This window comes from Myroides sp. DF42-4-2 (genome assembly GCF_030326445.1).
In the GTDB taxonomy this organism is placed as follows: Bacteria; Bacteroidota; Bacteroidia; order Flavobacteriales; family Flavobacteriaceae; genus Flavobacterium.
Genome location: NZ_JACAKI010000014.1, coordinates 44,270 through 71,243 on the forward strand (window position 1 = coordinate 44,270; position 26,974 = coordinate 71,243).

A 26,974-nucleotide genomic window follows, 5' to 3' on the forward strand; every position below is an offset into this window, starting at 1 on the left:
ATCAATGAAGATGGTGATACAGTTAGTTTGGATATTTCTTCTGTTGTAAAAGCCAATGAAACGCTAACGACTTTAGTAAAAGATGCTTCAGGTAATGGACAATACACTTATACCAATGAGGCAGGAACACCTGTAGTTATCGATGTAAAGGCAGATGTTATCAGCAATTTTGAGACTATCATCAACACTACAGAGGTTCAGGATATCATCAACAACATCATCAAAACAGTAGGGGGAAATGTTTACTATGATGGTAGTTCTTTTACTTATATCAATGAAGATGGTGATACAGTTAGTTTGGATATTTCTTCTGTTGTAAAAGCCAATGAAACGCTAACGACTTTAGTTAATGTTAACGATGTGTTTACTTATACAAGTGAAAATAGCACAGCAACAGAAATTAATATTCCGAGTCTAGTAAAAGATCATGAAACTTTGACAACATTAGAAAATGTAAAAACACAAGAGACAGAAGAAAGTGGTGAAGTTATTGATATTTATACCTTAACATATAAAGATGAAAATGGGAATTTAAACCCTATCGATATAAAAGTATTGGTGAAGGGAAGTGAAACACTTACAACTTTAGTTTATGATCCTATAGCTCATGTTCTAACTTATACTAATGAAAAGGGAGAAGAAACTATCTTAAAATTAACTGATTTAGTTGGAGATGGGGAATCATTAACTAAGTTAGAATTTGATGCAAGTACAAATTCTCTATTGTATACTGATGAAAAACAAATCATTCATACAATTGATTTAGAGACAATAAATAAACATCCTTGGTATGATTCTGCAACACAAAAAGTAGCAACATCTAATACATCTGATATTTATACAAGAGGTTGGGTAGGAATTGGTTTTACAGAACCTTCTAATGCACCAAATGAAAAGTTGAGAGTTAATGGAAGTATAACTGCAGTTAATAGTTATTATGCTGATTATGTTTTTGAAAATTATTTTGATGGTTACTCTGCACTTAAATATGATTATAAGTTTAAGGAATTAGATGATATTGCTGATTTTATTAGAGAAAATCGTCATTTACCTGGTATTACACCAATCCATGAATTGAAGAAATCAGAAGAAGGGTATGCAATTAATGTTTCGGAACTTTCTGTCCAACTTCTAGAGAAAACGGAAGAGTTGTATTTACATATGATTGAACAAAATAATGAGTTAGAGCAGAAAGAAGCTAGGATAAAAGAATTAGAAACTTTAAATCGTGAAGTATTAAAAAAGATTAATCTTTTAGAGGAAAAAGAAACTAAAATAAATGAATTGGAAATGATAAATAAAATGTTTTATCAAAAATTAGAGCAATTAGAGCAAGAATTGTTAGAGTTAAAAAGTAAAAACTAAACTTTTAAATTATGAGTTATAATACCACTACATATAAGTATATGAAATATAAGTTTTCATTATTATTGATACTTCTTTTTACGGCTTTTTCTAGTTTGGCTCAAACCCATATGACTAAAATTAAAGATGGAACAATATCGGGTACAAGTGCCACTCCGAATCCTGGAGTTATATTAGAATTAGAAAGTGTTAATAAAGGTTTTTTAGCCCCTCGTTTAACAACGCAACAAAGGGATGCTATAGCTATAGAGAATCGAACAGATGGTTTATTGATTTACAATAGTACAACAGGGTGTTTCAATTATTGGAGTACGATTCAAGATACTTGGTTGAGTTTATGTGGAACACCACCGCCTGCTGTATTTGAAATCACTAATCTACAATGTAGTTCAGTACAGTCAAATGGGAACTTTAAACAAGGTGAATTTTTAAATTCTTCAAACTTTTTAACTATTCCAGTTACTGTAACTCAAGCAGGTACCTATGAATTAACTGCTACAACAGATAATGGATATTATTTTACAACTAAAGGAACATTTCCTACCGCAGGTGCATATACGCTTTTTGTCCCAGGAATAGGTACACCGAATAACGGGTATGATTCAGGTGCTCAAGGTGATAGATTGACTATTTTACTGAATAATAGAGAAAGTAATTGTGAAAAATATATTTTTGTAGAAAGAGCTAATGTTAATTATAGTATCGTATGTCCAGACACTTCTATTGAAGGAGCCTATATGATTGGACAAACTTTGACAAATACACATAAAATAGTTTTAAAAGTTAATGTTATTTCTGTTGGATATTGGAGTATAACAACCAATACAAGTAATGGGTATTCTTTTAGAGGAACTGGTAATTTTAGTCAAGCAGGTGAGCAGACCGTAGAGTTGTTAGGAACGGGAACACCTATTAGTTCAGGGACTAATTCGTTTACTTTTACAACCAATTCAGATCAGATGTCAGCTGCTTGTACAGCTGAAATTACTGTACAACCAATTAAATATACAGTAGATTGCTCTCAAGCGACTATAGCAGGTGTTTATAAGCAGGATGAGGCTATGACTGCCTCAAATACTGTAACTATTAAAGTTGATGTTCAAGCCACTGGTGAGACTAGTATTAGCACTAATCCTGTTGCTGGAATTCATTTTACTTCTGGACCTTTATCTTTTGATAGTATTGGAGAAAGAAATGTTGTATTAACAGCAGTTGGTACGCCGACTACTCCAGGGGATCATACTTTTACTTTAAATGCAGCTAGTGGAATGATATCACCTTGTTCTTTTGATGTTACAGTAACAGCTCAACCAGTAGCTTATAATTTAATATGTTCATCTATTCAATTAGAGGGCTCATATGCGCCCAATATTGCAATGACTACTGAAAATAAAATGATATTAAATGTTAATGTTCAATATCCAGGTGCTTATTCTATTTCTACCAATACGGTAAATGGAGTAACATTTTCAGCAAGTGGTACTTTTACAATAACAGGTACACAAGAAGTTACCTTGACTGCTACGGGAACTCCAGTTACAGGAGGAATTCATCGCTACACTATAACAACAAATAGTTCTATAGGAGCTAATACATGTAATAGAAATATCGAATATTTATATCGAAAAATGAATATATTAGGTCTTGGTGGAGGCGCCTATCAACTTGGATCAGCTTCTGGATCTGAAGCATCAAGAGCAATTCCACAAGCTGGGAGTAATTTTGGTCCTAATGGAACTGTAAAGATGGAAGGTATAACGATTTTTAATGGAAACTATATACAAGGAAATACTTTAAAGAACAGTATTAATAGTAATAAAATTGACGTAGTTGTTATTGGATATAATTATCAACCTGATGCAAATTCTATAGTGATTTTAGCAGATTTTGTTAAGAATAAAAAAGGAGTATTGATTCATTCACAAGAAAATGGTGCAACTTCTACAGAAAACATGATTAACGCTATTGCGTATTCAGCAAATACAACCGTATCAGGAACTGGTCAGACTTATATAAATCCAGTACTAAATTTAGATGATCCAATTTTAAATGGACCATTTGGGGATTTAAGAGGTAAAAATACAGGAAGTGATGTAAATAATTCTTACTATGTTACGGGCTACTCAAGTGAATTAAAGAGTTTCGTTCATCAACAAGGTAATACAGATCGTTCATGGTTTTTAAAGCATAATTCTTTAGGATATGTATATATTGGTGATTCAGGATGGACAGCAGGAAGTGCTAGTAATAACTCGACTACAATTTGGCCAGCTGCTATAACATCAGGTGGGGCACCAATCTCTAAAACTTACAACGGAGGTACAATTGTATTTAATAGTATTATGTATGCCAATACATTGACTTGGGCAATAATATATGTTCAAGAGAATACAGATGTAAATTATCAAATTCCTTAAAATAAATAATGAATAAGAACAAGGCTACTTAGAATCGAACTAAGTAGCCTTTTTTGTTATAATTAAAAATCTTATAATTCTATAGAATAAATCAAAAAAAAATTATATTTATTATGTGTGTTTATTTCTGTTAATAGATAATCTTTATTGTTTGTTTGTTTAAATTTATTGTTTTATACTTTGTTTTTAACGAAATAAAATAATAGTATTGTATGATGTTATGACCTATAAATATAGAGTATAAATGTTTGTATATGGAATCTAAGCTTTTAAAATTTAATTTAATCTTATTTTTAGTTTTTTTTGTTAGTTGTGATAATAAGGTAATACCTGAAAAAGCAACCGTAGTTGAAAATTTTGAAATTAAATCCTACTTAGGTACTTGGTATGAAATAGCAAGATTTGATCTTTATTTTGAAAAAGATTTAGATAATACATCTGCACATTACTCTTTAAATGAAGATGGAACAATTCAAGTAGTAAATATTGGTTTTAATCACAAGACAAAAAAATGGAAAAAAATTGATGGTAAAGCCAGATTTAGAAATAATGAAGATCAAGGAGCGTTGGAAGTAAGTTTTTTTGGACCTTTTTATTCAGGATACAATATAGTTGCACTTGATAAGGATTATAAATATGCTTTAGTTGTAGGGAAGGATTTAAATTATTTATGGATGTTGTCTCGAGAAAAATTTATCCCTGATAATATAAAATTAGATTTTGTAAACAAGGCACAACAAATTGGATATAATACCTCTCGTTTAATTTGGGTTAAACACGATAAACTGCATAATCCTTACTTTTAGATGATATATTCATTTTTTTAACGATTAATATTACTATATATAAAATAAAAAGGGAGCTAATATAAGCTCCCTTTTAGTTATTAACTAATTGTAAATTAGAAAACCAATCTAAGTATATTTTAGACACTAATACAGTTGCGTTAAATATTAGATCTAATTACTTTCATTAAAATTTACATATTAGAAATATAACAGTTGTTTATGAATTGCAAATGTAATTAAAAAAATGAATATAATATGTTTTTTATTTTCATATTTTATACCATATTTTTCTAAAAGATTAATATAAAAATATTTATTATCTGAATTGTAAAGATTTAAACTAAAAATGGTTATTCAGTCTTTTTTAATAATTTATCTATTGTATCTGTATAGGATTTTTTATCATTACTATGATCTTTTAAAAATAAATACAAAGTTTCTACATGAGAACCCATATCATTGACAGATTTTATATTATTTTCTATACTATATATTTGCACATAATTTGAAATAGTGCTCATAACAACATTTAGTTGTTTTTCATCCTTAAATTTAACTTTCATATTGAATTTTTATACAAAAATAATTATAATCTTTGTAAATGGTTTAAAATTAATTATTTTTAACATTTTTGATATTAAAAATGTTAAATAATGGGAGATGTTTATTATTAATCAGCTTACTTATCTCTAAAAATAAGCCGTTAATCTGAGCCCTGTCGAAAGATAGTGTAAGTCAGCCTTATTGGACTCAAATTTATTATTTGAAGAATTAAGCTGAGGATTTCCTGGTGTATATCTAATGGTAGGCTTAGTAGTAGAATAATCTGCGTATAAAGATAATCCTAATTGATCGGTTATATTGTAGGTAAAAGCTGTACCTGTTGACCAACGAAAAGAACTATGAGGTTTATAAGAGCTAATAGTCATGTCATCTAGAATGTTAACTGGTAGAAATATATCAGTGTCATTTTGTTTGGCTTCAATTTTACCAGAGGCCCCAAAAGAATACCCTATTGTAGCTTTTAACATCATATTAAATTTAGAAGAAAAATGAAACGCATAATAGGGACCAATACCAGCATTCATGAAACCAAGTGCAGAATTTACGGTAGAAAGATTATACTGTTCAAAAGTATCAGAAGCTTCCAGTTTGTTTGTATTATTTTGTGCTAAAGGATATCCTGATATGGTAAACTCTCCTCCAATCCCTATTGATTTTGTGAAAAAATAAGCGCCTTCAAAGCCTGCTTCCCAACCAATTTTAGCCTCAGGTCCATCGTTATGAAATTTAAGTATGTTATTACTATTAAAACTAGCTCCTAATCTAACTGCTAAGAAAGAAGGGGTTTCATTGCCTTCAATTTTAGATAAGAAACTCAGATTATCTCCTTTATTACCATATATTTTATCAATGAAAAAGTAAGCCAAATTAGTGGAAAGAATTCCAAAACCAGCACCTGCTAGAATATCAGGTGACCAGTGTCTATTATTCATGCTACGACCTATCCCTGTTATGATGGCCATTCCGTAACCTGTGATAGAATAAGAAGGATTAACCAATCCATATTCTTTATCTAAAAATGCTGCATTGGCAAAAGCAGTTGCTGCATGACCAGATGGCCATGAATTAGCAGTACTACCATCGGGTCTCATTACTTTGGTTGAGTATTTTAAACTGTTTACAAAAATTCCAGTAATTAGCATGCTTCCAGCATAATTGTACACGCTTCGCCTTATATTATTTCTACCATTAACCCCAGATGCTTTTAAACCAAAAGCTAAAGCTCCAGGAGCATATTGTAGATAATCATCAAAAGTATTGGCAAATTCGGGAATATATTTATTTCTAGTCTCAAGAATATGCTCTCTGCCATTCCAGGTTATAGCTGTCGAGCCAAAAAAAATAGTTGGAACGAAAGTTATTTTAACAGATTCACTATTCCAGAATGATTTTGGAAAGATAGAATCAGATACTTTATAGTTAGTATAATTCTTCTTATAGGCAGAACCAAGATCCTCTTGAAAAGCATGGGCTATTGAAGTTGTGAATAGAAGTGATAAAAAATACAAGGCTTTTATTTTTTTCATATTGAATTCATTTTTGTTTGTATAGGATTATAATTATGTTTTTATATGAATATACACTTATAGTCATGTTTAAAGCTTACTCATTTTTTGTCAAGTATTTTTTTGTTAAGGTGTATCCATTGCTATTATTTATTATCCTAAAAGGATATTATAAAAGTATGTGTTTTAAAATATCCTTTTAGGATAATAAATGTTAAAAACGATGTTTTTTTTATTCTAGTAATGTATTTAGTGTTTATTTTTGGTTCAAATTAATTAAAACATTAAGAATAGTAAAATATGAAAAGAAGTTTATTGAAATTTTTAGCAGTAGGTTTTTTGGTATCGTTGTCAATTGCAAGTTTTTCTTGTTCTAGTGATGATTCTAAAAACGAAATTATTACAAAGAAAGAATCAGGGGCTAAAATATTATCAAATCACGTATGGATTACCTCAAAAATAGTGGATAATAAAGGTAACGATATTAGCTTAGATATTATGCCAGGTGCTATGTATGCAGGATATGCTTATTATAACACCAATGGAACTTTTAGAATTGTGGATTTTAACGATGGTCATAAAATGTTTGGTTTATGGAGTTTAACAGATAATGATTCTAAACGCAATTTAAAGGCGTATAACTCAAAAAATGAAATAGCTTTTGAACGTTCAGTAGATATAATAGAATTGAATAATAAAAAGTTTACCTACTCGATTGCAGATGTAAATAGTCCAGAGATTATTTATAGTGTTGAACATATTCCTGTTACTAATCACCCTGAACCAAATACTCCAGCTGAAATTTTATCAAGTGTAGAATGGAAAACTACTAAGGTTTTGGATATTACAAACGGGATAGATAAAGCTATAGAGTTAGATAGAGCTGTGCCTCCAGCCTCAAACTTTTCTGGCGATGCATATTATATAAATGATAGTGGTAGAGCATATTTTCCTAAAAATAAGGATAATAAGTACGTTAATGGTAGTTTTCTAATAACAGCTTATGGAGATAAATCAGCTGTTCGCTCTCAAGGCGATTGGTATGTTTCATTAGATGGTAAGACTAGAACTTTAATGGGGAGAGCAGCAGATGGATCTATTACATTTGAAAGAACAGTAGATATTTTTGAATTAACAAATGATAAATTCACCTATGATATACAAGTTGAACAAACTTTGTTAAGGGTGGAGCATGAACCTATCAATTAATTAGTTATTTGTATTTTTTCCAATTAAGCAAAAAGACGTCCTCAACTATCATTAACTTGTTGGGGATGTCTGCTTTTTTTTTTGCGTATTCGTTTTAAATTGATTCTACTAAAATAGTTAATAATAGCGTTGTTCCTTTATTCGATTCAGATTCAATTTTTAACTTAGCTGATATATTGTCTGCTCTTTCTTTTATATTTTTAAGTCCAATACCATGATTGGAATTATACTTCATGCCTAAACCATTATCTTTAATACTAAAAATAATGTAGTTATTTTCAAAAGCAACACTGAGTTTACATTTACTAGCATTAGCGTGTTTATTCACATTTTGAAAACACTCTTGAATAATTAGATAAATATTAATTTTTTGATGGTTAGTTAAATATTCAAGATTAATATTGCACTCAAAACTATAGTCAGTTTTATTTTCATTATTTTGTTTGTTGACTAATTCATTTAGAAGCTTTTCAAATGATTTGTTTTGCAAAACATCGTGGTATGCGAATGAATGAGATATATTTCGTATAACATGTTCTAGATGTATAAGTTCTTTAATTAAACTATTTTTTAATTCTTCATTAGGAATTTGTAATAGTTGTGTATTAAAGCGAAGAGTAAAAATGCTATTAACCACTCCATCATGTAAATCTCTAGCAATACGATTACGTTCTTTTAAAATAGTCTGATTCTCAATGTTTTCTTTTTCTAGTATTAAATTTAAGATTTGTTCATTTTTTTGTTGTTTATCATTAGCATAAATTAATTCCCTATTTTTAATTCGCAATCTCACTACAATGAAAATAAAAATAAAACTAATTATAGCACTTGTTATGATGAAATACAATAAAATAACGCGTTGTTTTAGTATTGAGTTTTCTTGTTCTAATATAAAAGTGTCAAACTCAATTTTTGTAAAACTTTTTACTATTTTATTCTGTTGCTCTTCCATAAAGTAAGATGTATTAACTAGTTCAGCAATTAATTCCTGTGTTTCATAGGTAGGATGAGCTTCTAACAATTGTTGTATTACTTCTTTTTTTTGTTTGTAGAACTTATTTTTATCTGCTAATTCATAAGCCTTTAGTAACCAGTTCAAGGATTGATAAGTTTGGTTTTGTTCTCTGTATAATTCTGCTATATAAGTGGATAATGATATGGCGTAAAAAGGATGGTTTAATTCTATGTATGTGTTATAAGAGTCTATTAAATCATTTACAATATTTTTCTGCAATCCTTGTTGATATAATATTTTGTGGTAAGACCAGTTTAAATGCGCTTGTATTTGATTTGCTTTTATATTTTTAGCGTTGTCTAATCCTTCTAAACAAAAATCCTTAGCCTTTGATAATTGACCTAAATCAATATAGTTTAAAGCTATGTTTAAACACAAATTAGCAAATGCAAGATTGAATTTTTCTTTTGGTAAAATAGTATATATTCCTTTATCCTTTTTTAATTGATAATAGATTTGTTCTAATACAATTAACCCCTGTATTATATCTTTATCTGTTTCTTTTTTGTAAAATGTTTTTAGCTGATTCGCTTCTATATTTATTGGGTTTTTTGGATCCTTTTTTAAAATATTTAATGCGAAATCAAGCTTCGATTCTGATTCCTGATACAAATCTACTTCATAGAGTAAACGAGCTTGATAATAAATATTTTCAGCTAAGGCTATACTATCTTTACTTTCTTTATATAAATGTTCTGCCTTAAGATAATAGGTATAAACACTATCTAATTGTTGTTCATCATGATAATAAACGGCCATATTTTCATAAAGGTGTGCCAATCTAGAAATATCATATTGTTCTTTAGCTTGTTGTTCGGCAGTTTTTACTAGTTTAAAAAAGAGTTCTGTATTACTACTCCAGCGTAACTTTGAAATTAAGCTATCTATTTGTTTATTCTTTTTCTTACTTTGGTCTGATTGTAGAATTTCGTAACCTGCTTTACTGTATTTATTGGCAATACTATCTTTTTGGATTTGAGTACGTTTGTATGCATATAGATTATCTAGGTCTGTTTGATGTATAGTTTGTTTACGATTGCATCCAAATAGAAAAAAGAAAATAAATACAATAGGTAATATATATATGAATGATGGTTTCGCTTTATGTATAAACATTAATGTGAAGCTAGAAAGTTTCGAAAATGTACAGTATATAAACGAAAGACTAAAAAAGAAGAATAAATGCTCCATCATTATGTAAATAAATTGGCTAAAATAAAGAAACAAATATAAAGGTTTTCATTTGTATCCTCCTTAGATAAAATTAAAGGTTTATGATGAAAAAAAACAGACGCTATTGATACTCTTTTTTTAGTGTTATTAAGGATCATATCTTTATATATGAAATAAGGTGTTTAAAATCATTGATTTAAAAGTTCGACTATTTCATGATACACAAAATTTAAAAGTCTGAAATTAGCTATTTATAAGACATACAGAATAGGGGGGATCTCCCTTTTTTATATAGATTAGAAAGCCGATAACTTATATTATCGGTTTTTATATTTGTTTTTCCTTTTATAATTCTACGTTAACGTTTTTTTTAAAATATAAATTTTCAGTCGTACTGCACTTGGCCACCAAAGCACTTTAACTATCTACTAAAATATTTAAAATCTTAAAAATTAATCTAAATATCCTTCTTTTTCAAAATATATTCGTGCACTTTTGTTTAAATTTGATCATCAGATATCCATTCTATAAAAAACAGAACAACTTTTCAATGCAAACATACTTAATCAATACAATAAATAATTTAGTATTTTAAATGTTGAATTAATTGCAAATTCCAATAGTGAATCAATTAAGAAATCAGAAGATGTATTTATCAATCAATTGAATACATTATTAACGAATCACAATTAAATCCTAGCCTAGGAATATACTAGCGATCAACTAAAAAGAACTACTTAACTGTTTTTTAGTTGAATCAATGAATACTATTTGTTTTTTACAGAAGAAGGAGAAAATCCAAAATGTTTCTTGAATACCTTGCTAAAGTAAACAGCATCTTCAAAACCAACTGCCCAAGCAACATCAGCAACACTTCCTCCATTTTTCAACAATGCACAAGCCTTTTCAAGGCGAATATTTCGAATGTAATCCGCAGGCGTTTTTCCCGTGATGGTTTTCAGTTTACGAGTGAGTTGACTAACGGATAGAAATATACCTTCTGCTAAAGTATTTACGCTAAATTGCGGATTAGAAATATTGGTTTCTACCATTACAGTTACATCGTCAACGAATTTTCGATCGCGGCTATTCAATTCGGGTGTTTCTTCTGCTGTTGGAAGATTATTTCCATTGAATTTCTTTCGAAGTAATGCTTTAAAAGCTAAAATGTTTTTTACACGGAGTTTGAGTTCCTGGAGTGAAAACGGTTTGGTTAGGTAATCATCTGCTCCAGTTTCTAACCCAATTAGCTTGTCTTTTTGTTCTGCTTTTGCCGTAAGCAACATAATTGGAATATGAGAAGTGGCTATATTGTTTTTGAGTGTTTCACACAATTCAAGTCCATCTGTATCTGGCATCATCACATCACTAATAATTAAATCGGGAAGTAATTCTTTTGCGAGTCTTATTCCATCCGTACCATTTGACGCTTCCTCATAGCGGTATTGGCTACCTAGATTCTGAACGATGAAAGAACGAAGTTCTAGTTGATCTTCTATAATAAGCAATAAAGGAAGTTCTGGGTTTTCATCTTGAGCATCACGAGTTGTATCTTCAGTTGCTGTTTTGGCAGGAAAGATTGTATTGTGTTCAACAGCCGCTGCATCTTCTATATCTTCTGTTGCTGCACTTTCGATCCAAAAAGTAAAAATACAACCACCTTCGATAGGAGACTCTACCGCAATGTCACCACCATGGAGTATCGTCAATTCTTTAACCAAAGCCAATCCAATACCCGAACCGGCATAAGTGCGTTTTCCTGGTTCGTCCACTTGATAAAAACGCTCGAAAATTTTAGGTAAGTGTTCTACTGCAATACCTTCTCCTGTATCGGCAATGGAAACCCTCATCTTTGAATCCACATAATCGATGTGAGCTGTTACACTTCCACCAGCTGGTGTGTATTTAATTGCATTGGAGATTAAGTTGGTCATAATAATAGCCAAGGCCTCTGACGAATAAGTAAAAGGATGCTCAGCTAAATATTTTGCTTCTTCGGTTTGTTGAAGCAAAAGAGCAATGCCGTGTTGTTCCGCATAGGAATGGAACGATTGTACTAACATACTAGTCTCGTTGATTACATTTCCTCTTTTGTATTCCAACTTGTATTGGCCACTTTCCATTTTTGATAAGTCCAACAACTGATTGATGAGCGTAAGTAATCGTTTTCCGTTGTGTTCAATTTCATTAAAATGGACAAAATCTTCTTGGCGTCCACTTTCTTTCAACACTTCTACATGTCCGTTAATTAAGGTGAGCGGTGTTCTAAATTCATGTGAAATATTAGCTAAAAATCGGGTTTTAAACTGTTCATTTTCCTTTATAATCTCTACTTCTTTGCGTTGTAATTCGAGATTTTGCTTTTCGACCTTTAATTTCTTACCTCTCAACTTGAAAAAATAAATAGTCAAAATAGTTAAAAACCCCATAACACCAAACCCTGCAAATGCCACATTGCGTTCTAAGTTTTTCGTTTTAAGTTCAGCTTGAATAACAGCTGCTTTCTTATCGTATTCATACCCCATGGACGCCTTTAAACTTTTCTTTTCAGTTTCTTCATTGTTTAGACTGTCGCGATAGACAATGTATTGCTTGTAGTTTTCGAAAGCATCTTTAAAGTTACCAAGGGTACTGTCCACTTGTGTTGTATTGTAGTAAATATCTTTAAGCAAAGTTTTCATGCCTATTTCTTTGGCAAGTGATAGGGCTTTTTCGTTGTATCTTTTAGCAGATTCTGGGTGATTTAATCGCAATTCAACAAGACCTATATTGGTTTGCGCTTGTGCAATTCCTGATTTATCTCCGATTTCTTGGGATAATTGTAAGTATGTGAAGTAGTTTGCTAAGGCTTCAGCGTATTTGCCTTGCTCTTTATAAATAACACCTATGTTATTATAAGAACCAGCCATTTCTTGTTTATTTCCCAGTTCTTTTTTTATTTTTAAAGCCGCAAGGTGGTTCTCTAAAGCTTCCGGATATTTACCTTGAAGTTGATAAATATTTCCAATGTTGTTGTATGCCATTCCAATTCCCTGTTTATCTTCACTTTCTTGATACATTTTTAAAGTAAGGTGATAGTTTTCCAATGCTTTAGCATACTTTTCTTGATTTTTATAAACAATTCCAATGTTGTTTAGCGAATTTAAAATGCCTTTTTTATACTCGAGTTCTTCAAATAATTTTAAGGATTTAAAGTAATTTTCCAATGCTTCTGGATAGTTTCCTTGATATAAATGAGCAATTCCAATGTGATTGTATGTATTTGCAATACCCCATTTATCTCCGATCTTTTCTATTATTCTTAAGCTAGAATGGTAGTTTTCTAATGCTTTTGTATAGTCACCTTTAAACACACTGGCAATCCCAATGAGTTGGAAAGCGTCAACTTCTCCATTTTTAAAGTTCAATTTTTGCGCTAGTTTTTTTGACTTTTCTGCGTAACTGATCGCACTATCTAACTGTGATACCCTAACAAGAAGATTAGCTAAATCCTTCATTTGATTTACCGTTGTAGTATCAGGCGAAGTTTGTTTTTGAAGTAGGGTCGTAAGAGAATCAATTTTTCTTTGTTGTACTGAATTACCTTCTTGTGCAAAAAGAGTGAAGCTAATTAAAAAAGCAAAAAGAATGCTAAAATAAGGAGTTGTATTGTTGTTAAGCATGGGGAGTTTTTAGAAAACCAAAAGTAAAGAAAACGATTTCATATCTAAAAAATTACTTTATACTTTAACTTAGTTGAAAAATTAAAAGTAAATGTTAAAATAATAGAGGCGAATAGTTACTTTGAATCGTTTTTTATAATTGATTTCACAATTATACACCTAAATCGCTTTATATATTCCTTCCGTTTTAAAACTAATAGAACAACGGAATAAAGAAGAGTAGTTTATTTATTAAACGCTTGTTGAATAGAAAAAGCAGCAACAGTACTAAAAGTTGCTCCAACTGGGGGGCCTACATAAGGATAGTTAATTAAGTACATAAAAAATGGAAAAAGAATTTCCGAAAATAGCAATTAACAAAGGTCATAAATACCTTCCTAATTCCAATCCATCAGTTTTAATTTTAGAGATAACTGTCTCAATTGATGAATTTGACTTTAATATAAGTATAATGATGTCCCAATTCCATACTGCCAATAAAAGAAAACAGGCATTTTGAGCTTATCCATTGTATATTCTTTTAATTTATTAAGATTATTTTTAATCTCTTTTATTGTGACAAAATTTAATTGACGGATATAACTATTTAAAATTACTAAATTAGAATAGCCTTACTAGTAAATTTAGCTAATTTGTAAGGCTATTTTAATTGTTTAATTATTCATATACTCTTCTAATGTTTCCTTTAGTTTATCTAAATAGCTAGTTTTTGATTTCGCCCTTGTTTTCATTCGGTGAAAGGCATGATGTATATCCAAGAGTGTAATGCCAAATAATTGTTGAAAGAGTATTGCAATTTTACGTATTTCAAGTTTTCCATTATTTATTGAACCAGATACATATAAAGCATAGATGAGTTCTATAAGTGCATTTTGAGATTCTGACCAAACAAGTGTCTCTGATATGGATGGACAAGGTTGAGTTCTTCTTAATTGTGTATCTATTTTCTCTTGTAGATAATATTGCAATAGATTATGAGCGAGTATTCGAGAGACCTTATAATCATAGTAAGTAGAAAAAAGAGTATCTATTTCAAAGGCGAAGCTGTTGATGCCAATAAGTGGCGTAATTTTACCTAGAGTGAAATATTCTAGATCTTTATCCGATCGGTTTGATTTGTAGTATTTATAGAAATCACACTGACTAAAGTGTTTTTTATATTCCAAATTCAGTTCTTCTATTTTCTTAAGGTAGTATTTATGCTGAGAGGTATAATCTAAAGGACAACTCAATTCTATCCTATAAACTTTATTGTAAAAAATTAGCTTACTAAGAATTTTGGGTTTAATAACTTTAAAAAAAACAACTTCATCTGATTGATTTGTAAAGCCATTTTTTAGAATAGTGGTTTTTATATTCAGAAGTACAAGCTGAATAAAATGTATTATTTCTAGTGTTTTTTCAATAGTAATAGATTCTAAAAGACCTAATTCTGCTTCTTTACTTTTAATTGAGTTTAAAGCATTTTTTAAAATCATGTTTTGATGTTCCATAATTATTGAGTTTGGTTGGTTAATTATGGATATCATTTGCTCAAAAAATAGATGTAGTATTTGCCTTTTTAAAATAACACAAAGTCACTTTACTAATCAATACGTGAAAACACGATAAAATATGCGGAAAACACGTATTGCATCTTAATTGAATATTATAAATATTTACATTATTAACTTTAAATGCTTAATTTTATGAATGTTAACAAGAATTCAGGAACACAAATTAGCCTTGATAAGGCTATTGAATTTACACATGCTTATCAAGAGAATAATCTTGATTTACCCAAAAGTTACTTTGTAGGACTCGATAAGTTAGACGAGTTACTCGAACAAGAAGGTTGTATTGGACTTCGGATTTATCCAGGATTAGACTCTGATACAAATCAAAGTAATTTGGTCTTGGTAGGCGTGGATGAGAGTGGAGAGGATATGACACAAGGAATTATACTAGAGCACCTTGTTCTTTGTCCTCCTTTATGTCCTAAGCAAAGTCAATTAGTAAAAAAATGATTAAATGTTTTACAGCATACTTTTATATGCAACACTTATAGCGGGATGTGCCCCACTTAGTTTGTTTTTGGCTGGTCATAAGTATAGGACTAAAGCAAATAGAGTGGTTCTACCTTTAGTTGGACTTATGGTCCTTTCATCTGTGTATGAATACGTTGTTAGTTTACAACTACAAGTTAGTGTTGTATTATGGTATCTGATTTATCCAGCTTTTGAGTTTGCAACTCTATATTTTTTGTTTGAGAATTATATAACTCAAAGACCTAAGTGGCTTTTTCAAAGTTTACTAGGTCTTTTTGTTTTGTTTTACATTTTGTCTTTATGTTGTTTTGATACTGATTCGTATTTAATGTCAACAGGACTAAATAAATTATACAGTACTTTTTTTGTTTTGCTGTGTACCTTTTTGTGGGTTAGACAGGTGTCAAATCAGAAGAAGATTTTAAAGCTATACAATGAGAGTCAGTTTTTTATTGTAATGGGGCTTTTCTTTTATTATGTCACAACGATTTCTGTATTTACTCTCCTTGGCTTTATTGATAAAAGCGATTTATATATTTATGATTATTGGCTGGTTAATATTATAGCAAGTTTGATTTTAAGAATAACAATATCTATCGGTGTATGCAAAATGATTTAAACTTATTTTTTTGGCTAGGAACTTTCATTATGATCTCTTTAGCTATTATGGTTATTATTCTAGTTATTTTCTATCAAAAAAAGATAGTAAGACACCATAACGAGCAATTAAAAGAACAATTAAGAACCAATCTTATTGTTGAGCACAAAGAAAGGGAACGTATGGCAAAAGAGTTGCATGATGGGCTTTGTAGTGATCTAGCAACTATACAAAATCTAGTTTCAGTTTTAGAACTCAGTCCCAATAAGAATATGCAGGCTGAAACAATAGCAGATTTGCGCGATGGTGTCCAACTGTGTTATGATGAGGCACTGAGAATAAGTTATAATTTAGCTCCTCCGTTAGTTAATGATAACACCATTAGCGTTCTTTTGAACAATTATATAAAAAGAGTCTCAAAAGTAAGTGATCTTGAGTTCACGTTTATATCAAATAAGCCAACTTTTGTATTAAATGAAATTCAAAAATTTGAACTTTACCGGATTGTACAAGAGTTAATTCATAATATTATTAAACATAGTTATGCAAAAAAAGCAATGATTAATCTTGTTTGGCAAGATGACTCACTATGTCTACATCTTGTTGATGACGGTGTTAAATATAGCTTTGATAATCAAAATAAAGGACTTGGTCTTTCAAATATAAAAGCTCGTATTGTACAGCTACAAGCCGAATTTATCCATGATTCTACAGATGATGGGAACGATATTCGTATAACAATAAAAAGAAACGAATATGATTAGAATAGGAGTAGTAGATGATCATAAATTGTTTCGCAAGAGCTTTTTACGTTTGCTTTCTCAAGTTGAAGATGTAGAAGTTTTGTTTGATTGTTCCAATGGTATTGAGCTATTTGAGAGACTAAAAACCACAGAGATAGATATTGTTTTTTTAGATATTCAGATGCCAATAATGGATGGCTATCAAATAGCAAATTTGCTTGAAAAGGATTATCCAAAGATTAAAATTCTAATACTGACTAGTTTTGATGATTCTTATAGTATAGAGCGAATGCTTAAGCATAATATATCGGGTTATTTGACAAAGAATATTTCATTTTCAAAACTCAAAAATGCCATTTATGCTGTAAAGTCTGATGGGCTTTATTATGACAATCAAATCCGAGATATTGTGGATCAAATAGAGGATCAAAAAACATCTCAACAGGTTGTTTTATCGGATAAAGAAATTGAAATAATCAGGCTTTATGCCATGCAGTACACTGTTAAACAAATTGCTGAAATGCTTAATTTAAGTACAAGAACTATTGAAAAATATAAGGAAACATTGATGCAAAAAACAGATTCTAAGAATTTTATTGGAGTTATCTTATATGCCTTGCGATGGCATTATATTGAGGATAGTGATTTTAAGTAGTGAAAACACGATAAAAAAACCGTGAAAACACGTATTGATTTGAATTATAGTGAATTGTAGTTTTGATTATCCCAAAATGCAACGACTATGAAAGCCAAATACGTCCTTATAATATCCTACTTCTATATTTTACTTTTTGTATATGCAGCCATAAGTAAGCTCATTACTTTTGAAGCTTTTCAGGTTCAGTTAACACAGTCCCCACTGCTTAGCGCTTACGCCAATATCATTGCTTATTTAGTGCTAGGAGCCGAACTATTATTTGCTTTACTGCTTTGTACTAAAACAACAAGACTCCTAGGCCTTTATCTTAGTTATGGGCTTATGGTTGCATTTACTCTCTATATTTACCTGATACTGAATTACAGTGATTTCATTCCTTGTTCTTGTGGTGGAATACTTGAAAAGATGGGATGGAACGAGCATCTGTGGTTTAATATTATAGTTAATCTACTGGCCTTAGTTGCTTTATTTTTTCTTGATCAGAAAAGAAAACGATTTTATCTAGGATCAACCCTCACAACAATTATAAGTAGTTTACTTGTTATTGTGCTTTTTCTATCCTCAGAACATATTATAAAAAAAGAGAATCCATTTATTAGAAGGTATTTGCCTCATGGCGTGGTAGAGGATGATACCCTAGATTTAAGCGTAAATACTTTTTATCTCTCAGGCTATAATAAAAACAAAGTTTATTTAGGTAATAGTGTATCTCCCCTTATTTTTATAAGTGTTGATTCACTTCTAAATAGAGAAGATTTCACTATTCAAATTGACTCTACACAATTTGGATATCGATATTTACGATTAAAGACTGATTATCCCAATTTCTATTTAGCAGATGGTTCAATTCCAATTGTCTATAAAGGGATGCTTAATTCCAATGAAAAGACCAAGACTACAGAAATATTCAGCTTTAGAGAAGCCTATTTTACCGATTATATCCCCTTAGATTCAACTTCTATTGCCATTAAAAGTCAAAGTAGTGAAGACTACAATAATATTTTAGGACTTATTAATACTAAGACTACTCCAAGAGTCAATTTAAATTCAACTTTGCTAGAGAGTGATTCTGATGGAGTATTTGATAGTGACGGTATTTTCAGCTTTAGTAAAGAACACAAAACGTTGCTCTATACATATTTCTACAAGAATAAATACATTTTGATTAGTGAAACTTTGGATTTAATTAGTCAACGGCACACTATAGATAGAACTAAAGCTGTAACTATAACTTCTTCTAAACTAAGTACAGGAGAAAACAAAATGACAACACCTATAAGCGCTATAAACAAAAAAGTAGTGGTTAAAAACAATCTCTTGTTTATTGTATCAAATTCTCTTGGACAAAACGAGTCCGAAGCTATCTGGAAACAAGCTAGTATTGTTGATATCTACGACTTTAAAAAAGACAATTATATAGCTAGCTTTTATATCTATCACCTAGGGGATAGTAAGCTTATTGATTTAATTGTCACAGACCATTATCTCTATGGTTTATTTGATCAAAAGCTTGTCCGTTATCGAATGGCCAAATCACTAACAGATAAGTTTGAGTAAAGTTTGGCTTCACTTTAAAAAATAAGCTATCAACCAATAAATTTTAGTAAGATGAAAAAGTTTTTTAAAACAGCAGCAATGCCAATGGCAGTATTTGCGATTGCTATCGGAAGTGCATTTGCAACAAACGCAATGAAAAATGAACAAATTGCTGAGGATGCTTATCAAAAGATGGATTCTCAAGGCGTTGTTTGTATCAAAAAAGTAGCTTCATGCGATATTAATGGAGCAACAGTGTGCACATGGTCGGATGGTATTATTGACCATCAGTTATATGGTAAAGAGTTTAATCCAAAATTAAACGAAACAGTTTGTACTAGGCTTTTGTACAAAACTGAATAGTTTGATATATAAACGCCCTAGAAAATAGGGCGTTTTGCTTTGAATATTAATTGATCATCCTTTCTTTTTCGAATGTTGTGTTATACTTAACCCAATAAGTTTCCGTGGTATCTTTATTTTTTAAGAAATAATCAAACCAATTTATCAACCTCTTGGTAATATCAACTTGGTTTTCTTTTATTGAAAATCCATGACCTTCATTTTTATAAAACAAGGCTACATGAGGGATGTTGTAACGAAGCATACCAATGAAAAATTCTCTTTGTTGTTCCCAATGAATATTCTCATCTAGTTTACCTGTAAAAGTGAGTATAGGAGTCTTTATTTGATTGGTAAATAAAATTGGAGAATTTTTTAGAAAGAGTTCTTTATCTTCACTAAATGTTTTCGGCATTTTATATTGTCCATTTTCAAACTGAAAATAAAAAGGGGAATTAAAGTTTTCATTATAAGAGAAATAAGATCGGACAATATCTGAATTTCCTGCACCACTGACTGCTGCTTTAAAAATATTTGTTTGTGTTACTATGAAGTTGGTTTCATATGCTCCATGAGAAAATCCGAATATTCCAATATTTTTTTCATCAATTGCTGTTTCTTCTTGTAAGACTGATTTTAAACCTTGCTCAACACAATGGAGAGCAGATAAACCAGTCCCTTGTTCCGTATCTAAAATATCTGGCAAAAAAACAAAATAGTTTTTGTTTTGTAATAGAGTAATATTAAATCCTGTATCATTTAAGTAAGTTGGGTAAGTAAAAATATTTTTATGATGAAATTGTATTTCATAGACATGGGTAATCATAGGATATTTTTTACTTGAATCGAAATCTTTTGGATAAAATAGTATTCCTTTTAGGGGGGTACCAAATTTATCTTTATAAGTAATTATTTTTTGCTTCTGCCAGGAGTATAATTTTTTTGGCATTTTACTATCTAGAAGTAGATCAGTTTTTCCATTTTGATAGATATAAACTGTTTTAGGTTTATTAAAGTTCTCTAGCGAGTAAGTAATAGTTTTAAAGTCATCACTATATTTTATATCTGATATTTTATCCTCAGTTTTTTCAAGTATTGTGCTTTTTTTTTGATCATCTAAAAGTATAAGTGCTTGTGTGTTATCTTTAACGTTGAGTTTTTGAATTAATAATTTATAATCACTTGATATTGATTGATAATGTAGTTCACTATTGGTGTTAAAAAGGGTTTGGTTGGCTAAATTGATAATGTTATAACGTGAGTCAATATTGTTACTGTCTATGATAATTGAGAAATTTTTGTTTTTTGTATCGTAACGCATCAAATTTGAATGCGATACAAAATAAAAGTAACGCTCATCATTGGACCATATTCTAAGTCTATTTGCAAAAAAGCGTAGACTTAAATCATCATCTTTTATACTAATAGTATTTTCAATTAATCTATTGTTTATATTGTAAATATGTAGAATATTATTCTTGATATATACAAAATAACCTGCTTTTGGTGATAGGCTTGTAGTGTTAAAGGGGGATTCTTGTTGTTTAGTAATGATAGTTAACGTATCATTTTTAACATCATAAAGACTGATATCACGAGGTCTTGAGGACCAAGAATAGGAATAGTCGTAATACTGATTAGAATCAAAAACAAGTAGTGTGTTTTGATCTAAATTAATGGATTCATAGTTATCTATTTTTCGTGGTTGATAAACTTTTTTATTTTTATAATCAAAAAGAACATGAGTGTTTATTTTGCTTTCTTGAATTTCTGCTTTTGAATAGGCAATAGCATATCTTAGATAACGATCATTTGTACTCCACAGTTCAGTTTCTTTCGCATCATATGGAAGATTTCCTAAAGTATATGCTTGAATTAATTTAAAGCTAGATTCACTTGTTGATTCTAATTCATTGTAATGAGTATTAGTAGAATTATCTAAAGTTTGTTTATTATAGCTATTTGTCTTGTAGTTATAAAAGGTTAAGTAAGGATATTTATTATTACCTAAAGAAGTTGGAAGAAGAAAAATAACAGGGTGTTTTTTACTCCATATTACTTGTTTTATTGGATGAGTTATTTCACTATTTATTACCTTTTTTAAATTTACTAAGTTAATGAGTTCGATTCCTTGTTCGATTTTCTTTCGTTGGATTAAAAGCATCTGTTGATCATCGCTAATATTTATAAAGTTAATGTTGTCCTTTTTGTCGCTCCAAATTTCTTTAATTTCTTTTTGAGATACCTTCATAAGTTTGTAGCTTTCATTATCTGAATCTAAAAAGAAAACAAGACTGTATTTAGGTATAATGATAGGTTCAGTAACGTTAGAAATTACACGTGTTCGTATTGTATTGGTATCGAATATTTCTAACTCATTCTTTTGAGTGTTATAACTAGTAAATAAATGCTCATTAAATGTATCAAAAAGAAAGTTGGTTTGCTTACTGAAAATTAGCTTTCCTTTATTGAATATAAAAATGCTATCTCGTTTTGAGTCAAATTTATATTGTTTTCTCACCAGAGCTATTTTTCCATCAGAAGACAGTTGGTTATTTTTAAGTTCACTATATTTTAGACTGTCTTTAATTGTTTGTGCATTAATTGAAAAAGTAATGAATATAACAAAAATACAATATCTAAGACCTGTTTTAGTATTCATTTTGAGGGTTGAGATTAGGGTTAATAAGCAATTCTTTCTCAGGATAAGGTAGTAGAGCGTGTTTGTCTTGCCAGTTTGGTTTAGACTCCTTTAAAATTGACAGTTTATTATTCCTTTTTAAGTCAAAAAAACGTCTTGCATGTTCTAGGAAAAATTCTTTTCTGCTTTCCTCAAGCATGACTAGAATAGTATCTTCTTTACTGAGATTGTTGGATAAACTGGTTAAACCTGCTCTTTGTCTAATTACATTAAGATGAGGTATAGCTTCTTTTTCTCTGTTTTGATATATAAGCGCTTCAGAGAGTATAAAGTAGGCTTCCTCTATTCTAAATAGTATTGAGCATTCATCTGTATTATTTACATAATTTTTATACTTATTGTTGTAACTACCAGCTGATGGAGAGAATTCTGCGATCCAATTTGATTTTCTAAAATCATTGTTGTCAAAAGAATTTAGTAAGTTAGGACTCAGTTTATATAGCCAATCATCTACAAGCATTATATAGTTTCTTGCTTCATAAGTAGCTGAGGTAGAATTGCTATTGCTTAATTGCCATAAGGTGCTTTGAGCGTTCTTTTTAAATACTTGTGATAAATCAACTTCTAAATAATATAGAGGATTGTCTATTAAAAGTTGAGCATAAAATTCAGCCTTATCATATTTTTTTTGTAGTAAATAGTTTTTAGCTAAAATAAGCTCAACTACAGCCTTATTAATATAATATTTTTGAGAAGATTTATCTTGATATGAAAGAGACTCTAAAGATTTAAGTAAGTCTTGTTCAATATAATTTAAAACTTCTAAATGAGATGTTTTTTTAATAGATGCGTTCTCTTTATAATTTGTAGAGATCGTATAGGGAATATCTCCGAAGAGTTGTGTTAATCCTTGATAGTACATTGTTCTTAGGGTATATGCTTCAGCTAAAAATGTAGCTTTATCTTCATCTGAAATTCCAGTAGATTCGGTAACACCAATTATAAAAGAGTTAATGGCATAAATATGAGAGTAGGAAGTATTCCAAAACACTTCAAATATGGAGCTACTAGGATTAAGTGTATTATTAAATAAGAGTGATTCGTCTGCCGTTGGTGGAATTGATACTGGGACTAACTCGTCTGTATACAACCCCAATTGAGTTGCAATTCCTTGGCTATTACCTGTATAAATGGAATTCTCTCTAAGATTCAAATACAAGTTGGTTAATACAGCAGTAGCACTTCGTTTATCCTTAAATACATTTTTTGCATTAATCTGATCTGTTGGTAAATCGATTTCAATCATTTTTTCACAAGACTGAATCATTAGTATGCTTATTAGCAACAAGCTGATATATATGTTTTTTTTCATAACTTTTTGATTTAAAATTTTAGTTGAATGCCAAAAGCATACGTTTTGAGTGGAGGGAGATAACCTATTACTGTGAATTCAGGGTCTAATCCATAATAATTTGTGATTGTCCAAATATTTTGTGCTTGAAAGTATAGTTGAAGTGACTCTATTTTGGTCTTGGGAATTTTAAGTAAATATGATAAAGAGATATTTTTGAGTCTTATATAAGAAGCATCTCCAATAGACATATTACTACTTTTAAATAGATTAAAATCATTTGCCATAATTGGATCCATTCCACTAGTAAAGTATCCATATTGACTGTTTAAATTTGTTGGCGACCAACTATTAAGCACTTCTATTGGTTGATTAAAAATAGAGCCTGGCGTATTTAGATTATAGTTTTGATTATAACTAGTTTGCTTGACAAACTGAAACAAAAAATCAAGACTAAAATTTCTGTAGTTTAATGTGTTTTGTAATCCACCATGATAGTCTACTTTTATCTCTTTAATGTTTTGTTTATCGGAGTTAGCGTTTATTTTACCATCGTTGTTGTAGTCAGTAAAAGTATATCGTCCAGTTTTAGGGTCAATTCCTTCAAAATTGTATAGTCTAAGAACACTAGTACTTTTACCTACAACAAACTGATTTGCATAAGTAGAGCTTTCTAAATTAGGAAAAGAAAGCAATGTGTTTTTTGGAAAAGAGATATTAAAACTGGTTATCCAATTAAAGTTTTTAGTTATGATATTCTGTGAGTTTAGACTAAACTCCCAACCTTTATTCTCAACTGTAGCAGGTAGATTGTCTTGAATAGAAGAGAAACCTGTAGTACCTGGTAATGGTATCCCAACGAGTTGATTGGATGAAGTATTTCTATACCAAGCAAGATCAAATTGAAGTCTGTCATTAAATAAAGAAACTTCTATTGCTGTTTCTATTTTTTTAGTTTTTTCCCAGCTAAAGTCAGGATTATAAAGTCTTGATGGATTAAGCCCAGTGAGATCATCATATCTGTTTGGGTTAATTGTGTAAGTGTCTAAATATTGATAATCTCCAATATTGTCATTACCAGAGGTTCCGTAACTGGCTCTTAGCTTACCAAAACTTAGCCATGAAGAATCACTAAAAAGTTGTTCTTTTGAAAATATCCATGCTGCACCTATAGCACCAAAATTCCCGAATTTATGATTGTCTCCAAAACGGGAAGAACCATCACGTCTAGCAGTTAAATTCAATAAGTATTTACTATCATAGTTAAAATTAATCCTTCCAAAAACAGCAACGTATTTATACTGTAGATTAGCAGATTGATTAACGTTTGTGACTTTGGCAGCAGCAATATTTGAAATAAAATCATCAGTTTGAAAATTGGTTCCAGTTAGGTGTAAAGCATTAGTTTGACTTGATTGATAAGTCAAACCTACAAGTGAATTTATAGCTAAGCTGCCCATGTTTAAGAGATAGTTTATTTGAGGTTCAATTATATAAGATTTATTATCTCTAAAAGTATTCTCTGCAGTAGATTCCTCTGATGTATAATTACGATCAGGATTATATATTGTGTGTGGAGTAAGTTTTTTTTCTTCAGTATCAGATCTGTTATATCCAGTAGTCAATTTGAAATAAGTATTTCTAAATATCTCATAGCTCAAATCTATATTTAATACAAGATTCCTACTGTCATTTTCGTAAGTTTCATACATTGATGAAATTGGATTTGTATCTCCTGCAAAACTCCAATTTAAACTCCCATCTGGCTTATATAAACTTGGTGCATTAGGAGATAGGGTAAGAGCACTTTTAGTTAGATCAGTAGCAATTAGATTATTGTTTTGTAAAACATAGTTAGTCGATGAATTCAGTTTAAACTTTCCATCTTTGCTGTTGTGATTTACATTAAATAGAAAAGTATTTCTTTTATATCCCTTATCTGTTGGAAATACTGTTGTTTGAGATGATTGACTTGCTGAACCAGAAAAATGAGTAGTCTCGTTTCCACCGTTTATTCCAAGTTGTATATTTCGACTAATAGCTGTCCCTCCAATGAGTTCTTTTTGCCAATCAGTATACCGATACCTATCCCAAGTGCCATTTATGTCATATGCATTATCGGGATACGTAGTAATTCCATCATTAATATAGGCTTCATCTCTCATTTGGTTAAACTGCTCGGTATTTAAAAGTTTCATTTTATTTGCGACTTTGCTAAACGATGTAGAAGAGGAGAGAGTAAAAGAAAGTTGATCTGATTTGTTTTTCTTAGTTGTTATAAGAACTACTCCATTTGCACCTCGCGAACCATAGATAGCTGTAGCATCAGCATCTTTTAATATTTCAATACTTTCTATATCCGAAGGATTTATAGCATTTAAGATATTAGTATCACTCATGGGAAGTATAGAAACTGATAAAGAGGAATTAACTAAGTTTGAATTAGGAATAACAACCCCATCTATAACATAAAGAGGTGCATTGCCATTGATCGCGTTATTTTGATATCGGCGCAGACTATTTCGACCACGAATCTGTATATCAAATCCCCCTCCAGCAACCCCAGTGTTTTGAGTAATACTAACACCGACCATTCTACCTTGAATGGCTTGAAGTGGATTCAAAACCGGCTGAAACTCGATATCCTTTGCAGTCACTCTTGCAATACTTCCTGTGCGTTCTCGATCCTTTACCGTATAGTAACCAGCGTTAACTACAATTTCTTCAAGTGTTGTAGTATCCTCAAGTAGCTCAATATTTAAAACGACTCCCATACTACTTGAGTACACCATGGATCGCTCTTTGTAGCCGAGCATGGAAAAGGTAATCCGATCGCCAATAGACACATCTATCGTATATTTTCCATCAAGATCAGTAGCTACAGTTTTGTTTCCAACCGATACAATCACTCCACCAAGAACACCTTGAGCGTCCTTTACAGTTCCTGAGAGTTTTATAATTCCTTTTTGCTGCTTATTTTGTAATAGGTAAGAAGCATTAAAAAACAAATGATTATCATTTGATACGGCATAAGTTGGATAGATAATTAAAAGACTAACAAGCATAGCTATCCTATAACCACAAGTGGTCAATATTTGAGTTTTCATAATTTTATAATTGATTTTGATACAACAAGGCCTTTAAATCATCAAGATTCATATTGCCGTAGTACTTTGATCGGCCAGTTGCACCAAAAGGTTAGTTAATGGGTAATTTGTAATAGATAATAAAAAACTATCTCCTTCACTCTAAGCACGTCTCCCAAAATGCAAAAGAGCAAGGAGATAGCCATGGACTTTTAGCATGGCTCAAAACTCCCTTTAAGCCACACAATTTTTTGTGAGTTTTTTGTGCTTACTACTGGCTGACGTCTACATTAT

At 30.4% G+C, this 26,974-nt stretch carries 17 protein-coding genes and 1 pseudogene; 10 read left to right on the forward strand and 8 right to left on the reverse strand.

Going from position 1 to position 26,974, the window contains the following annotated elements:
* The 3 genes and pseudogenes from HX062_RS11190 to HX062_RS11200 form a co-directional block, all read left to right on the forward strand.
* Positions 1 to 1,365 (forward strand): annotated as a pseudogene (locus tag HX062_RS11190) (hypothetical protein); the annotation flags it as partial.
* Positions 1,366 to 1,406: 41 nt separating this feature from the next.
* The gene (locus HX062_RS11195) at positions 1,407 to 3,782 is read left to right on the forward strand and encodes a phage tail-like protein (RefSeq protein WP_286467463.1); all 2,376 of its coding nucleotides are present in this window, start codon (positions 1,407 to 1,409) and stop codon (positions 3,780 to 3,782) included.
* A gap of 254 nt (positions 3,783 to 4,036) precedes the next feature.
* Positions 4,037 to 4,588 carry a lipocalin family protein gene (locus HX062_RS11200; protein ID WP_286467464.1) on the forward strand — a complete coding sequence of 184 codons (552 nt, stop codon included), beginning with the start codon at positions 4,037 to 4,039 and terminating at the stop codon, positions 4,586 to 4,588.
* Positions 4,589 to 4,920: 332 nt separating this feature from the next.
* On the opposite strand, the gene HX062_RS11205 is transcribed toward HX062_RS11200, so the two are convergent.
* Positions 4,921 to 5,133, reverse strand: a complete 213-nt coding sequence (locus HX062_RS11205; protein WP_286467465.1) for a hypothetical protein — start codon at positions 5,131 to 5,133, stop codon at positions 4,921 to 4,923.
* Positions 5,134 to 5,259: 126 nt separating this feature from the next.
* A complete protein-coding gene (locus HX062_RS11210; protein ID WP_286467466.1) occupies positions 5,260 to 6,660 on the reverse strand; it encodes a phosphatase PAP2 family protein in 1,401 nt (466 codons plus the stop codon).
* A 279-nt stretch (positions 6,661 to 6,939) separates the two neighbouring features.
* On the opposite strand from HX062_RS11210, the gene HX062_RS11215 reads away from it, so the two are divergent.
* Positions 6,940 to 7,848, forward strand: coding sequence for a DUF4822 domain-containing protein (locus HX062_RS11215; protein WP_286467468.1), 909 nt, complete (start codon positions 6,940 to 6,942; stop codon positions 7,846 to 7,848).
* Between the two features lie 94 nt (positions 7,849 to 7,942).
* Here HX062_RS11215 and HX062_RS11220 read toward each other — a convergent pair whose 3' ends face one another.
* From HX062_RS11220 to HX062_RS11230, 3 genes are all read right to left on the reverse strand, one after another.
* Complete coding sequence (locus tag HX062_RS11220) at positions 7,943 to 9,979, reverse strand: sensor histidine kinase (protein ID WP_286467469.1); 2,037 nt, start codon at positions 9,977 to 9,979, stop codon at positions 7,943 to 7,945.
* Positions 9,980 to 10,803: 824 nt separating this feature from the next.
* On the reverse strand, positions 10,804 to 13,698 hold the full coding sequence (locus HX062_RS11225) for a tetratricopeptide repeat protein (RefSeq protein WP_286467470.1): 2,895 nt from the start codon (positions 13,696 to 13,698) through the stop codon (positions 10,804 to 10,806).
* 653 nt (positions 13,699 to 14,351) lie between these two features.
* The gene (locus HX062_RS11230; protein ID WP_286467471.1) at positions 14,352 to 15,191 is read right to left on the reverse strand and encodes an RteC domain-containing protein; all 840 of its coding nucleotides are present in this window, start codon (positions 15,189 to 15,191) and stop codon (positions 14,352 to 14,354) included.
* Between the two features lie 195 nt (positions 15,192 to 15,386).
* On the opposite strand from HX062_RS11230, the gene HX062_RS11235 reads away from it, so the two are divergent.
* The 6 genes from HX062_RS11235 (at position 15,387) to HX062_RS11260 (ending at position 19,623) form a co-directional block, all read left to right on the forward strand.
* The gene (locus HX062_RS11235) at positions 15,387 to 15,704 is read left to right on the forward strand and encodes a hypothetical protein (protein ID WP_286467473.1); all 318 of its coding nucleotides are present in this window, start codon (positions 15,387 to 15,389) and stop codon (positions 15,702 to 15,704) included.
* 4 nt (positions 15,705 to 15,708) lie between these two features.
* Positions 15,709 to 16,344 carry a hypothetical protein gene (locus HX062_RS11240; RefSeq protein ID WP_286467474.1) on the forward strand — a complete coding sequence of 212 codons (636 nt, stop codon included), beginning with the start codon at positions 15,709 to 15,711 and terminating at the stop codon, positions 16,342 to 16,344.
* Positions 16,329 to 17,087 carry a sensor histidine kinase gene (locus HX062_RS11245; RefSeq protein WP_286467475.1) on the forward strand — a complete coding sequence of 253 codons (759 nt, stop codon included), beginning with the start codon at positions 16,329 to 16,331 and terminating at the stop codon, positions 17,085 to 17,087. The genes HX062_RS11240 and HX062_RS11245 overlap by 16 nt, the downstream gene beginning before the upstream one ends.
* Positions 17,080 to 17,721 carry a response regulator transcription factor gene (locus HX062_RS11250; protein ID WP_286467477.1) on the forward strand — a complete coding sequence of 214 codons (642 nt, stop codon included), beginning with the start codon at positions 17,080 to 17,082 and terminating at the stop codon, positions 17,719 to 17,721. Before HX062_RS11245 ends, HX062_RS11250 begins: the two co-directional genes overlap by 8 nt.
* Before the next feature lie 87 nt (positions 17,722 to 17,808).
* A complete protein-coding gene (locus HX062_RS11255) occupies positions 17,809 to 19,281 on the forward strand; it encodes a MauE/DoxX family redox-associated membrane protein (protein ID WP_286467479.1) in 1,473 nt (490 codons plus the stop codon).
* Positions 19,282 to 19,332: 51 nt separating this feature from the next.
* Positions 19,333 to 19,623: a DUF6520 family protein gene (locus HX062_RS11260; protein WP_286467480.1), complete on the forward strand. Its 291-nt coding sequence runs from the start codon at positions 19,333 to 19,335 to the stop codon at positions 19,621 to 19,623.
* 46 nt (positions 19,624 to 19,669) lie between these two features.
* Here the strand turns inward: HX062_RS11260 and HX062_RS11265 are convergent, their stop codons facing one another.
* Genes HX062_RS11265 through HX062_RS11275 form a run of 3 tightly spaced genes read right to left on the reverse strand, consistent with a single transcriptional unit; the run spans position 19,670 to position 26,701 of the window.
* Complete coding sequence (locus tag HX062_RS11265; protein ID WP_286467481.1) at positions 19,670 to 22,264, reverse strand: alpha/beta hydrolase family protein; 2,595 nt, start codon at positions 22,262 to 22,264, stop codon at positions 19,670 to 19,672.
* On the reverse strand, positions 22,254 to 23,615 hold the full coding sequence (locus HX062_RS11270) for a RagB/SusD family nutrient uptake outer membrane protein (RefSeq protein WP_286467482.1): 1,362 nt from the start codon (positions 23,613 to 23,615) through the stop codon (positions 22,254 to 22,256). The genes HX062_RS11265 and HX062_RS11270 overlap by 11 nt, the downstream gene beginning before the upstream one ends.
* A gap of 11 nt (positions 23,616 to 23,626) precedes the next feature.
* Positions 23,627 to 26,701: a SusC/RagA family TonB-linked outer membrane protein gene (locus tag HX062_RS11275; RefSeq protein WP_286467484.1), complete on the reverse strand. Its 3,075-nt coding sequence runs from the start codon at positions 26,699 to 26,701 to the stop codon at positions 23,627 to 23,629.
* Positions 26,702 to 26,974: the final 273 nt, after the last annotated feature.